This is a genomic window from Aurantimonas sp. C2-5-R2 (assembly GCF_036549495.1).
Taxonomy (GTDB): domain Bacteria; phylum Pseudomonadota; class Alphaproteobacteria; order Rhizobiales; family Rhizobiaceae; genus Aurantimonas; species Aurantimonas coralicida_A.
Genome location: NZ_JAZHLJ010000018.1, coordinates 1 through 12211 on the forward strand (window position 1 = coordinate 1; position 12211 = coordinate 12211).

Below are 12211 nucleotides of genomic sequence, written 5' to 3' on the forward strand. Positions count from 1 at the left end.
CCTCAGTGGAATCGGCACCCCGAGCCTAACGGCTCGAGGCGGGCAACGCCGCCCACTTCAGAGTTTCAACAGAGACCGGGACATTCCCCGATCCAGTCCACCGCCCTGCAAGGAATATCCGCCGGACATCAGCGATTGGAGCCGCCGCGTCGCCCGATCGCCCATGCTTTTTTCGGCCGCACAGCCGGGCTTCGAGACCTCCGGCGCGTCGATGCTCGTCATCCGCCATTTCGTGCCAGCCTCCCAGCCCGTGTCGCCATCGACGACACAGGTCACGCGGACCGAACCAGAGCAAAGCGGAATATGACGTGCGGCAGAGCGCGGCCCGGTCGATTGCGACTGTGTGGGAAGCAAGCGGTCGAGATGGTCGAGCCATCCCTGCTCCCTGGCAACACCGACACCCACCATGACCGCGAAAACCGTGGCAACCGACACGGCATCCCGGATCATGCGATACGGCAACCACGTACGCCGTTTCCGCCGGAACCGGTTGGGCTGGCGAGCGAAACGTTTGCGCGGCGATGACGAGGTCCAGGGACTCAGAGGCCGTTTCGAAACCCTGCCAAGACCAGCCTCCATGGTTCACCCGGGACGCCCAAACCCGCGGAAATCGGGTATCATGTCATTGCGGAGCGACCATCCGAGGGGCCTTTGAACCCGCCGCAGTGAGTTTCGAAACGGACTCTCANCATGGTTCACCCGGGACGCCCAAACCCGCGGAAATCGGGTATCATGTCATTGCGGAGCGACCATCCGAGGGGCCTTTGAACCCGCCGCAGTGAGTTTCGAAACGGACTCTCATCCCTTGAGACTAGCCCTCGCCCGTAAACGAAAATTTACCGTGATCGCGAATCTTTCAAGCAACTTATACTGAAGTGTTGCACCGGTCTTGGAAGGCCGTGCCAAGGGGAGCAGCGATCCCGGCCGCGCCGCTCTTCCCCCTTCCCGCCATCCCGGCTAGAACGCCGCCATGGCACCCCCTCCCCTTTTGCGCCTCGACGGCGTTCGCCTCACCTTCGGCGGCACGCCGCTTCTGACCGGCGTCGAACTCAACGTCCTGCCCGGCGAGCGCACCGCGCTGGTCGGGCGTAACGGCTCCGGCAAATCGACGCTGTTGAAGATCGCCGCCGGACAGGTCGAGCCGGATTCCGGCGAGGTCTTCCTGAAGCCCGGCACGACCCTGCGCTATCTGCCGCAGGAGCCCGACTTCGGCAGCTTCACGAGCGTCGGCGCCTATGTCACCTCGGGTCTCGGCCCGGCCGACGACCCGCACCGGGTGACGCGGTGCCTCGACGCGCTGGGGCTGACCGAGGAGATGAAGCCGGAGAACCTGTCCGGCGGCGAGGCCCGACGCGCGGCACTCGCCCGAACGCTGGCGCCTGAGCCGGACATCGTCCTCCTCGACGAGCCGACCAATCATCTCGACCTGCCGACCATCGAATGGCTGGAGGACGAGGTGCGTCAGATGAAGAGCGCCGTCGTCGTGATCAGCCACGACCGACGGTTCCTGGAACGCGTCACCCGGGCCACCGTCTGGATCGACCGCGGCGCTGCCAAACGCTTGGACGAGGGCTTTTCCGGCTTCGAGGCGTGGCGCGACAAGGTGCTGGAAGAGGAAGAACGCGATCTGCAGAAGCTCGACCGCAAGATCGTGCGCGAGGAGCACTGGCTGCGCTACGGCGTCACCGCGCGGCGCACCCGCAACATGCGCCGGCTTGGCGCCCTTCACGATCTGCGCCAGCAGCGCCGCGATACCCGCCGCGCCGTCGGCCAGGTGTCGATGGAGGCCAGCGCGACCCGCGAGAGCGGCAAGCTCGTCATCGAGGCCGTCGGTATCTCGAAGGCTTACGATGGACGCACGCTGATCGACGATTTCTCCACCCGAATCGCCAGGGGCGACCGGGTCGGTTTCGTCGGTCCGAACGGTATCGGCAAAACCACCTTGTTGAAGATGCTGATCGGCGAGCTCAAACCCGATTCCGGCAAGGTCAAGCTCGGCACCAATCTCGATCTCGCCTTCCTCGATCAGAAGCGCGCGGCACTCGACGACAATCTGTCGGTGCAGAATGCGATCACCGACGGGCGCGGCGACCAGGTGATGGTCAATGGCGAGCCGCGCCACGTCGTGGGCTATCTCAAGGACTTCCTGTTCACCCCGGAGCAGATCCGCACCCCCACAGGCAAGCTCTCCGGCGGCGAACGGGCACGCCTGCTGTTGGCCAAGACTCTGGCGACGCCGGCTAACTTTTTGGTTCTCGACGAGCCGACCAACGACCTCGACATGGAGACGCTGGACCTTTTGGAGGAGTTGATCGCCAACTATCCTGGCACCGTCCTTCTCGTCTCCCACGACCGCGATTTTCTCGATCGCACGGTGACCAGCGTGATTTCGCCGGACGGCGATGGCCGTTGGCTGGAATATGCCGGCGGCTATACGGACATGCTCACCCAGAAGCGCGAGGCTCGAAAGACCGAAGCCACCGGCGGCACCGCGGCGGCCAAACCCCTACGCCGTTCCGGTGGCTCGGGTGCCCAGCAGAGCGCGACGAAGTCCGGCCCCAAGCTCTCCTTCAAGCAGAAATTCGCACTCGAGAACCTGCCGAAGGAAATCGCCAGACTGGAAGCGGCGATCACCAAGGCCGAGACCGAAATGGCGGACCCGGCACTCTTTGCCAAGAACGCCAAGCGCTTTGCCGAACTGGCGAGCGCGGTCGACACGAACCGGGCCGCGCTGTCGAAGGCCGAGGACGATTGGCTGCAACTGGAAATGCAGCGGGCTGAGATCGAGGGGTGAAGCTGTTTCCAGATCTGCGCCTGGCACTGATCGTCTCGCAATCGACATACGTACGGTCGCATCCGGACGCAGGGATGGCCGCGGGATAGCTTTCACGCTCTTCTTAATCGAAACTGCGTATGATCGGGTGCATCCTTCATCTCACGACGCCGGTGCGCGGTCGCAGACGAAGTGAAACGGAGACGCCAATGATCGAAGCCCCGAAGAGACCGGTGTCGACGCCGGGTGCGCTAGCGATAGCAACCGGCCGGACCCGAACGGAGCGGATAGCGCATCGGGCCAGATATTTCCCGGCGCTGCTCGTCATGCTTGCCTTCGCCCTCGTCACCCTACTGCCCCTGCCCGCCTTCGCCTTCGAAACCACCGCCCCGACGGCCCTCCTCGTCGATTTTTCCACCGACCGGGTGCTCTACGAGAAAAACGTCGACGAGAGGATCGCGCCGGCGAGCCTCGCCAAGCTGATGACGCTGGCCGTGATCTTCGACGCATTGCGCCAAGGCACCGTGGAGCGCAACGACCGCTTCACCGTCTCGGAAAAAGCATGGCGGGAGGGCGGCGCGGAATCCGGTGGCTCGACGATGTTCTTGCCGCTCAAATCCGAGGTCAGCCTCGACGACCTGATCAAAGGCATCATCATCCAGTCGGGCAACGATGCCACGATCGTCGCGGCGGAAGGCATCGCGGGCTCGGTCGAGGCCTTCGCCGCGACGATGAACGCCGAAGCCAAAAGGATCGGCCTGACGAACTCCCACTTCACCAATCCGCACGGCCTGCCCGACCCGGAGCAATATGTGACGGCGCGCGATCTGGTGCTTCTGGCCGCCTATCTGATCCGTGAGTTTCCAGACGAATATCCGCTCTTCGCCGAGGAGAGTTTCACCTTCAACGGCATCAAGCAGCAGAATCGCAACCCTTTGCTGCGCGTTGGCGCCGACGGGCTAAAGACAGGCCACACGGCCAAGGCCGGCTTTGGCCTCGTCGCTTCGGCCGAACGCGATGGCCGGCGCGTCGTGCTGGCGATGAGCGGAATGCGATCGGCCGACGAGCGCGCGAGCGAGACGCGGCGGCTGATGGAATACGGATTGCAGGATTTCGAGGAGGTAGTGCTGATCAAGGCGGGCGAGCCGGTCGGAGAAATGCCGGTCAGCGACGGTGTTGTCGACAGGGTGTCCCTCGTCGCCGATTCCGAACTCCGCTTGCTGGTGCCACGGGGCAGTCTCGCCGACATGACGCGGACGATCATCGACAATGGTCCGGTCGTGGCGCCGGTCGCGGAAGGCCAGCGGCTCGGCTGGATCCGGTTCTCGCGCGGCGACGAAACCGTACGAGACGTGCCGCTGCACGCCGCCAAACCGGTCGCGCGGAAGAGCTTTTTGCGGCGGATCGGCGAGACGATCGCCGGCCATTTGACATGGCGCAGTGCGAAAGAGCCTTGACGCGCCGCACATTAAAGCCGATATGCGTTGGCATCACGCCGTGATCGCGCAGCGCCTGCTTGTTTCCCGAAACCTCCCAGGTTTTGAGATTTTTGCCAGCGCCAATCGAATCGGCCCACGGCTTCGGTCGAGGGTTTCGCATTTCGACACGGCCCGTCGATCCGTCCGCATGCGCGAAGACGATCGACTTTTTCGCGGACGCATCGTCCGCATCCCGTAAGGCATCCATTGACCCATACCGATTTCAAGGCGTTCGGCCTCGCCGACACGCTTCTCGACGCGCTTGCGCGTCTCGACATCACGCAACCCACACCGATCCAATCGCAGGCGATCCCCGCCGTGATGCAGGGTCGCGACGTCCTCGGCGTCGCTCAGACCGGAACCGGCAAGACTGCGGCGTTCTCGCTGCCAGTCATCCATGCGCTTCTGGAAAAGGGCGGGCGCCCTGCTCCCAAGACGCCGAAGATGCTCATCCTGACGCCGACCCGTGAGCTCGCCTCGCAGATCGCCGGCAACGTCAAGGCCTACACGGCCGGCACGAAGCTATCGCACCACGTCATCTTCGGCGGCGTGTCGATTCGTCCGCAGATCGAGGCCATGCGCCGCGGCGTCGATATCGTCATCGCGACGCCAGGCCGTTTGCTCGACCTCGTCAACCAGCGCGCCATCATCCTGGGCGAGGTCCGCCACGTCGTTCTCGACGAGGCCGACCGGATGCTCGACATGGGCTTCGTGCGCGACGTCATGAAGATCGTCGGGCAATTGCCGAAGGAGCGCCAGTCGCTGCTGTTCTCGGCGACCATGCCGCGCTCGATCGAGGACCTCGCGGCCAAGATCCTGACCAAGCCGGTCCGGGTGGAGGTGACGCCCGAAGTCATTACCGTCGAAAAGATCGATCAGAGCGTCTATCTCGTGCCGCAGAAGGCCAAGAAGCTCTGGCTGATCGAAAAGCTCGCCCAGCCCGAATTCGCCAAGGTGGTGATCTTCACCCGTACCAAGCACGGCGCCAACCGGCTGTCCGCCGATCTGGAAAAGGCCGGCATCGAGTCCGGCGCGATCCACGGCAACAAGAGCCAGGCGGCGCGGCAGAAGGCGCTCGCCGCCTTCCAGTCCGGAAATATCAACGTGCTGGTCGCCACGGACATCGTCGCCCGCGGCATCCATGTGGACGACATCAGCCACGTGGTGAATTTCGACCTGCCGGAAGAGCCGGAGAGCTACGTCCATCGCATCGGCCGCACCGCGCGGGCCGGCAAATCCGGCATCGCCGTGGCGCTGGTCGATCCCTCCGAACGCTCGAAGCTGCGCCAGATCGAAAAGCTCACGGGCCTGACATTCGATTTGCAGAAGACCGATTACGCGGCTCATGTCGATCTGAACGCTCCCGAGGAGAAGCGCCCGCCGCGTGGCGCCAAACCCCAGGGTCGACGCCCTGGCGGTGGTGGCCAACGCTTCGGCGAGGGTCGCGGCGCGCGTCCGGCGGCCGGCAACAAGGCCAAGCCCAGTGGCGGCAACAGGCGCCGGCGGTCCGGCGGCGGTCAGACCCGTTCGGCGACGGTCGGCTGAGTCAGCGGCGCGCTTCTTGCAAATGCGAAGGGGCGGCCGCGAGGTCGCCCTTTTTTCGTCGTCAGCGACATCCATCGGCGAACCGTGAGTTGCGGAGCCAAAGCGCCGTCGCCATATGCCGGGCTGTTGCAACAAGGAGCCCCTGATGGCCGAAACGATCAAGGTCGACATTCCCCACAAGCTGAGCCGCGAGGCGGCCCGCACGCGGATCGAGGAGAGTTTCGGCAAGCTGCGCCAAGACATGCTCGGCGGCATGGTCAAGTTCGAAGATGTCTGGACGGGCGAGCATCTCGACTTCCGGGCACGGGTAATGGGCCAGTCGGTAACCGGACGCCTCGACGTTCTCGACGATGCGGTCCACGTCGAGGTGGATCTGCCAGTGTTCCTTGCAGCGATCGCCGAGAAGCTCAAAGGCCGCCTCCGCAAAGAGGGTCAGGTGCTGCTGGAGAAAAAGTAGCGCAACGGGTCAGCCGACAGCAGGCTGGATGCTGCGAGGCATACCCCTCAGTTGCGAACGCCGGTCAAGGTCGCGTTCTGGGCGCGCACGGTCCCGCCGTTCTCTCCCGGCTCGATCGCGAGAATCTCCCCGAGCCCAGGAACCAATGATCCGACCCTCACGCGCCAGAGCTCTCCGGGCGAGGCCAGATGCGCTTCCGAACCGAAAACCATGACGATCTGGAAATCCCGCGGCGTCAGCGCGACAGCCCGAACCAACTTGGGCACCGGTATTGCCCCCTCGACCAAGTCACCTGGCTTGTCCGTCGACCCGGTGATCATCTGGTCGAGCAGCGGGCGGGTGAAATAACTGGGGTCCAGCGCGGATATGATGGTGACGGCTGAGAAGAAGCTAATCGATAGAATTCCCAGCCCTACCAAGCCCAGATTCACGATCCGGTCAGAGCGCGGGGGAGGCGGATACAAGTCGGCCGGTGGCCACGCTTTGACGGTCGGTTGATGGGGAATGGATGTGGACAAGAGAACCTCGAACCCTTGATATTCGACGAAAGCCGGTCGAAGGCCTCCACCAGGGAACATCGCATTCACAGGTTAAGGTTTTATAGATCACGACCAAACGGGATCGATTTTAGTCAGCCGGCGCGGAATGCGAGCGGACACCGGCTCAGCGCTTTATCCTCATTCCGCCCTAGCGCTTGAAGAGGGATCGAGCGCGGCGCCGATGTTCCACCCCTGTGATGACGTCGATCTCGGACAAATCCCACGAAGGGCAGAGCCACCCGACCCGGCAGGCGTTGAGGATTTGTTCGCCATCGCCGCGATAGGATGCGTGCCATGACGATGCATTCGACCCCACCGCGCTCCGATAGCCGCATGGTGCCCCGTCGGCGCACCCGTATCCAGCCGGTCAAGATCGTGTCCCTGGATCGGACATTCCTGGAGGACGGCACGGCGATCGACCGTTCCTCGAAGGGCGCGCGTATCGGACGATATGCCGCCCGCCGCTTGCCGAGCCAGATCGCGCTCTATGACGAGGTGGATTGTACGTTTCAGCCGGCCACACTGGTGTGGACCCGCGGACTCCAGATCGGCTTGCGTTTTACCGGTCCCGTTGTCGCCGCGAACCGGGCGGAAATCCTGCGCCTGACCGGCCGCTACTACGCGATCACCGAGTAGCGGGGAATGAGGTAAACGGGGACCGATTTTCCGTCGGCATTTCGCACCGACTGACCACGATCCAGGGCCCCTCGTCTGCGTCCAGAGATGGCGGCGCGGCGGGCGACTCTATTGGGACTCAGGCCGTCCGTTGCGGATGTCCTTCTTGGCGATGTAGTCGAACTGCTCCACCAGAAGTTCGTGCACGAGCACCTGCCCATAGCGGGCATTGACCGCGTCGCGGATCGAAGTGGTCAATGAGGTGAGATCGAAGCGCTGCGGCTCCTCGAAGTTGAAGCCGTCCGTCGAGTAAAGCCGTCGAAATGCTTCGTCGAGGATAAACGGGTCGGGCGGAACCTGAAGCTTTTGGGCCACCTTGCCGTCGATGGTGAAGACGAATTGCGCGAGAATATAGCCCTGGATCGCGTTGTCCGCGATCATCGGAATGGTGATATTGCCGGTCTTGCGGTAGTCGAGCCCTTCGAAATAGGTCGACTCGGTGCCTTCGGTGGCGGCATCAGCGTTCATCGAGGCCATGACATAGCTGGATCCGAGGGCGACAATGCAGACCCAGAGACCGACAGCCACCAGTTTGATCACGACCGAACGGCCTTGCGCCCGAGCTGCAAGCTATAGGTGCCGTCGGATTCGGCGTCGGTAATCGAACGGGCGATCAGCGCCGAAATCTCGTGACTGGCGCGGACATGCAGTTCAAGCGCGCGGCGGTTCTGCTCGATAACCTTGGCAAGGCCCGTCAAACGCTCTCGCGCGTCCGGGTCTTCCTGCAAGGCCTCGGCTCGGCGCGCCAGACGGCTGAGCTCGAGCAGGCTCTGGTTCTTGCGGGCGGTGATCTCCATGAGATCGAGCGCCTTGCCGGCGCTGAGCGCGTCGGTCTCGGTGGCAAGGGCGGTTTCGAGCCGATCAACGGCCTTTGCGAGCATGGTATCCAAGTCGACGTTCCTATTCTGCACTGTCTTTGCGGATGGCCCCGGCCCGCGCGATGTCGTTTTGCCGAAGCATGCGGTTCAGGCTGTCGCTGGCGGCCTCGCGGCCATCGACCGCGCCGAAGCCACCACCGGGCTCGTTGGCGATCGAAGCGGCGATACCGATGCCGCCGCCCTTGGCGAGTTCGTTGCCGATCTCCTCGGCCATCATCGAACGCCAGATCGCGCCGGCGGTGCCGGATCCGAAATAGCTGGAGGCTTCGGATGGCAACATCGATTCGACGAAGCTGCGCAGGACGAAGCCCTCGAACTGCTCGAGAGGCGGCACAGCCCGCGCTTCATGGGCGACAAGCGGGATGATCGGTGCCGGCGGCGATTCCGACGTGACATCGGGGGCCGCCGCGTCGAGAATCGTCGCGAAATCGGTCGAGGCCGCATCCTTGACCATACGAGAATCAGTAACGCGCGGCGCGATCTGCGTCGGCTCGGTCTTCGCGGCGGATAGGATGGGGGAAACGGTCATCGGCGACAGTCGGCTCATGAATCGGCAGGTTCGCCTCTTGTATCGCGCCGGCCTTATTCGAAGCTTGTCCGCTTCCGAGCCAGAAATCCGTCGACGCCGACTTCCAGATCTTTCGCCTCGTCCTCGACGACCGTCGATCGACGCGTTTCGTCGCGCAACTTCTCGACGCCCTTCTCGGATCGACGGGTCGACTGGATTTTCTTCTCGGTCTCGGTCTGGCGCTCGAGATTGACCCGGCGGGCCGCCTCGTTGCGCCGCAGATTGCGGACCTTGGCCTCGACGAAGAGGCCGTGCAGCTCCGACGTCGTGCCGAGACTGCCGAGCAGCTCGGAGTCGGATCGGTCGATCTCGTTGCGTTCCTTGCGAAGATGTCCCAGGCGCCATTCCTCGAGCAGACGCTTCTGGCCCTGCACCTTCATCAGTCGCTCCAAGCGGTGGAGTTTGGATCGGTTTTCGCTCATCCGGTCAGTATCCACTGCTCGAAGTCCTGCATGAACAGAACCAGGAAATCGCTGATCACATAGCCGAACAGAACCAACCCGCCGGCGAGCACGAATGGCAGCGAGATGAAGTAGATCGGGATCGTCGGCGTCAGCTTGTTGGCCAGCCCGATCGCAAAATTGACGATGACGCCATACAGGACGAATGGACTCGAAATCCGAAGAGTCAAGAGGAAGGCCTCGTCGAGATTGTCAGTGATGTTGACGAGGGAGCCGCGCACGGAAAAACCCGCGGCGGCGGGCATCGCGCTGTAGGAGGCGACGAGAGCCCTGGCGATTTCGGCATGTAGGTTCAGGACGAAGATCAGCGTGGTGGCAGTCAGCGTCACCAGCGAAGCCACGGCGGGAGCCGGGCTTTGGTCATCGATCGGCACGCCCATCGACTGGCCCATGCCAATGGAATTGGCGATGACATATCCACCAAATTGCAGCGCGATCATGAAGCTGCGCCCCAGTAGTCCGATGAACAAGCCGTTGAGGATTTCGGTCACCATCAGCGACAGCCGGGCATTGTCTCCCGACCCAGCCACAAGCGGCTGCAGAACCGGCAGCAAGGCCGGGGACAGCGCCAGCGATATCGCGAAGGCCAGGAACAGCCGGACCTGCAACGGAACGCGGGAGGACGAAAAACCTGGCATGAGCAGCAGGCAGGTGCCGATCCGACAGAAGATCAGAAACAGCGAGAAGACGATGTCGGAGAGTTCCGCCGTCACGAGATCGAACCGATAGCCCGGATGTCGACGCCGCGGGCGATCTCGAGATGGGAGAGGACCGGCAGATTGACGAAAATCCGCTCGATCATCATGCGGACATAGGGCCGCGCGTCGGGGGCGGAGACAAGCACGAAGATCTCGCCCTGATCCATCTTCTCGCGAATGACCTTTGTGGCTTCCGTGGCAAACTGCTCGACAAGGCGCGGGTCGATATCGAACTCCGTGACTTCGCCCTTCGCGTCACGCTTCAACGCCTGATGGAAGGCAAGATCCCACTGGTTGCCGAGGCGAAGGACACCGAGCTTGCCATCGTGCAAAAGGTCACCGCAAATCTGCTGCGCCATGCGCATGCGGACATGCTCGACGATCTGCTCCGAACGGCGCACATGCGGCGCGATCTCGGCTATCGCTTCCAAGATGAGACTGAGGTTTCGGATCGACACCCGCTCCGCCAGCAGCAGCTTCATGACGGCCTGCAGGCCGGAATACGACATGTGAGTGGGTATGATCTCCTCAATCAAACGCTTGTATTCGGGCTCCAGACGGTCCAGCAGGGAGCGCATGTCCTTATAGGACAGAAGCTGGGCGAGGTTGTTGCGGATCGTCTCCGACAGATGCGTCAACATGATCGACAGCGTGTCGATCGGCTCGAAGCCCTGGCGCCGAACTTCGGCGGAAAAACTCTCCGGGACCCAGGCTGCGCGCATGCCGAATGCCGGCTCCTTGGTCAGATCGTGGGGCACGTCCGGCACCGAAGCGTCGCCGAGGACCACCATATGTTCGCCGAGGCGCAATTGCTGCGATGCGACCGTCGTTCCGTGAACCTTGATCTCGTAGGATTTCGCTTCGATGGCAAGATCGTCGGATAGTTTGATTTCCGGCACGACGAAGCCATAACGCCCGGCAAACCGCCGGCGCATCTTCTGGACGCGATGGGCGAGTTCGTCCCGCTGCAGCATAAGATGCGCCGACGTCTGCTTGCCGAGCACGAGCTCGATCTCGACGATCTTCAGCGATTCCTTCACCGAGGTGCGTTCCGCCTCCCGAGCCACTTCCTGCTCTTGGTTGCGGTCGGCGTCCGCCTTGCGGACCACCTCCCTGCGGCGTTTCGGGACGAGATAGGCGACCGAAGCGAGCAGCCCGGCGAGGATGATGAATGGCAGGAATGGCAGACCCGGCATGAAGCCGAGCAAGGCCATCAACATCGCCGATACAGCGAGCGCCCGGGGATAGAAGCCGAGCTGGCCGATGACGGCGGTCTGGGCCGCGCCGCGCGTCCCTCCCTTGGACACGAGAAGACCGGCGGCGAGCGAAACGATCAGCGCGGGAATCTGCGAGACCAGTCCGTCGCCCACCGACAGCTTGGTAAAGACTTCGGCGGCGCTGGCCGCGTCCATATCGTGCCGGCTGATGCCGATGACGATACCGCCGAAAATATTGACGGCGGTGATGATGAGACCGGCGATGGCATCACCGCGCACGAATTTCGACGCGCCGTCCATGGAGCCGAAGAAGGCGCTCTCCTCCTCGAGCTCCTTGCGGCGCCAATGCGCCTGCTTGTCGTCGATCAGGCCCGACGACAGATCCGCATCGATCGCCATCTGCTTGCCGGGGATCGCGTCGAGGGTAAAGCGCGCACCGACCTCGGCGATACGCGACGCGCCCTTGGTGATGACGAGGAAATTGACAGTGATCAGAATGAGGAAGACGACGATACCGATGAAGAAATCGCCGCCCATCACGAATTGCGAAAATCCGCCGATCACATGGCCGGCCGCGTTCACGCCCTCGTGGCCCTGAGACAGAATGACGCGCGTGGTCGCGATGTTGAGCGACAGGCGCAGCATGGTGGCAAGCAGCAGAACGGTCGGGAAAGCGGAGAATTCAAGGGGTTTATGAATCCACAGCGACACCATCAGGATCAGCACCGACAGGGCGATCGACAGCGCCAGGCCCAGATCGATGAGGAAAGCCGGAATCGGGACGAAGAGGACTGCGAGGACGAAAACGACCGCGATCGCGAAACCGATATCGCGACCGCCCTTGGTTTCGGCGGATACGGGGTCCAGCGTGTCGACGGCCATGATGCTACTCTCTACGGCAAGCGTTCAGCCGGGAGATGCG

At 63.1% G+C, this 12211-nt stretch carries 13 protein-coding genes; 5 read left to right on the forward strand and 8 right to left on the reverse strand.

Annotation, left to right across the window (positions count from 1 at the left end; translation table 11 throughout):
• Positions 1-57: 57 nt before the first annotated feature.
• Positions 58-462 (reverse strand): hypothetical protein, encoded by a 405-nt coding sequence (locus VQ044_RS10400; protein ID WP_327650918.1) that lies wholly within the window; start codon positions 460-462, stop codon positions 58-60.
• A gap of 508 nt (positions 463-970) precedes the next feature.
• On the opposite strand from VQ044_RS10400, the gene VQ044_RS10405 reads away from it, so the two are divergent.
• The 4 genes from VQ044_RS10405 to VQ044_RS10420 all read left to right on the forward strand — a co-directional run bounded on the left by VQ044_RS10405 (position 971) and on the right by VQ044_RS10420 (position 6253).
• Positions 971-2794, forward strand: a complete 1824-nt coding sequence (locus VQ044_RS10405; RefSeq protein WP_327647098.1) for an ABC-F family ATP-binding cassette domain-containing protein — start codon at positions 971-973, stop codon at positions 2792-2794.
• A gap of 188 nt (positions 2795-2982) precedes the next feature.
• On the forward strand, positions 2983-4230 hold the full coding sequence (locus VQ044_RS10410; RefSeq protein WP_327647099.1) for a D-alanyl-D-alanine carboxypeptidase family protein: 1248 nt from the start codon (positions 2983-2985) through the stop codon (positions 4228-4230).
• 228 nt (positions 4231-4458) lie between these two features.
• Complete coding sequence (locus VQ044_RS10415; RefSeq protein ID WP_327647100.1) at positions 4459-5796, forward strand: DEAD/DEAH box helicase; 1338 nt, start codon at positions 4459-4461, stop codon at positions 5794-5796.
• 145 nt (positions 5797-5941) lie between these two features.
• Positions 5942-6253, forward strand: a complete 312-nt coding sequence (locus tag VQ044_RS10420) for a polyhydroxyalkanoic acid system family protein (protein WP_327623874.1) — start codon at positions 5942-5944, stop codon at positions 6251-6253.
• A gap of 47 nt (positions 6254-6300) precedes the next feature.
• Here VQ044_RS10420 and VQ044_RS10425 read toward each other — a convergent pair whose 3' ends face one another.
• Positions 6301-6771: a hypothetical protein gene (locus tag VQ044_RS10425; RefSeq protein WP_327623875.1), complete on the reverse strand. Its 471-nt coding sequence runs from the start codon at positions 6769-6771 to the stop codon at positions 6301-6303.
• A 315-nt stretch (positions 6772-7086) separates the two neighbouring features.
• Here VQ044_RS10425 and VQ044_RS10430 point away from each other — a divergent pair, with 315 nt between their 5' ends.
• Positions 7087-7428 carry a hypothetical protein gene (locus tag VQ044_RS10430; protein ID WP_327623876.1) on the forward strand — a complete coding sequence of 114 codons (342 nt, stop codon included), beginning with the start codon at positions 7087-7089 and terminating at the stop codon, positions 7426-7428.
• A 108-nt stretch (positions 7429-7536) separates the two neighbouring features.
• Here the strand turns inward: VQ044_RS10430 and VQ044_RS10435 are convergent, their stop codons facing one another.
• From VQ044_RS10435 to flhA, 6 genes are read right to left on the reverse strand one after another with little or no spacing between them, the layout of a single operon-like run.
• Positions 7537-8007 (reverse strand): hypothetical protein, encoded by a 471-nt coding sequence (locus VQ044_RS10435; RefSeq protein ID WP_327623877.1) that lies wholly within the window; start codon positions 8005-8007, stop codon positions 7537-7539.
• The gene (locus tag VQ044_RS10440; protein WP_327623878.1) at positions 8004-8357 is read right to left on the reverse strand and encodes a hypothetical protein; all 354 of its coding nucleotides are present in this window, start codon (positions 8355-8357) and stop codon (positions 8004-8006) included. Before VQ044_RS10440 ends, VQ044_RS10435 begins: the two co-directional genes overlap by 4 nt.
• A 10-nt stretch (positions 8358-8367) precedes the next feature.
• Positions 8368-8892: a rod-binding protein gene (locus VQ044_RS10445; RefSeq protein WP_327647103.1), complete on the reverse strand. Its 525-nt coding sequence runs from the start codon at positions 8890-8892 to the stop codon at positions 8368-8370.
• Positions 8893-8927: 35 nt separating this feature from the next.
• Entirely contained in the window at positions 8928-9335 is a 408-nt protein-coding gene (locus VQ044_RS10450) for a hypothetical protein (protein WP_327647105.1), read from the reverse strand.
• Positions 9332-10087 carry a flagellar biosynthetic protein FliR gene (locus VQ044_RS10455; protein ID WP_327647107.1) on the reverse strand — a complete coding sequence of 252 codons (756 nt, stop codon included), beginning with the start codon at positions 10085-10087 and terminating at the stop codon, positions 9332-9334. The genes VQ044_RS10450 and VQ044_RS10455 overlap by 4 nt, the downstream gene beginning before the upstream one ends.
• Positions 10084-12171 (reverse strand): flagellar biosynthesis protein FlhA, encoded by a 2088-nt coding sequence (flhA, locus tag VQ044_RS10460; RefSeq protein WP_327623882.1) that lies wholly within the window; start codon positions 12169-12171, stop codon positions 10084-10086. Before flhA ends, VQ044_RS10455 begins: the two co-directional genes overlap by 4 nt.
• Positions 12172-12211 lie beyond the last annotated feature (40 nt).

Coding starts and splice junctions, on each gene's coding strand:
- VQ044_RS10405 (WP_327647098.1), top strand. CDS start 971: ATGGCACCCCCTCCCCTTTTGCGCCTCGACGGCGTTCGCCTCACCTTC.
- VQ044_RS10450 (WP_327647105.1), bottom strand. CDS start 9,335: ATGAGCGAAAACCGATCCAAACTCCACCGCTTGGAGCGACTGATGAAG.
- VQ044_RS10410 (WP_327647099.1), top strand. CDS start 2,983: ATGATCGAAGCCCCGAAGAGACCGGTGTCGACGCCGGGTGCGCTAGCG.
- VQ044_RS10430 (WP_327623876.1), top strand. CDS start 7,087: ATGACGATGCATTCGACCCCACCGCGCTCCGATAGCCGCATGGTGCCC.
- VQ044_RS10445 (WP_327647103.1), bottom strand. CDS start 8,892: ATGAGCCGACTGTCGCCGATGACCGTTTCCCCCATCCTATCCGCCGCG.
- flhA (WP_327623882.1), bottom strand. CDS start 12,171: ATGGCCGTCGACACGCTGGACCCCGTATCCGCCGAAACCAAGGGCGGT.
- VQ044_RS10420 (WP_327623874.1), top strand. CDS start 5,942: ATGGCCGAAACGATCAAGGTCGACATTCCCCACAAGCTGAGCCGCGAG.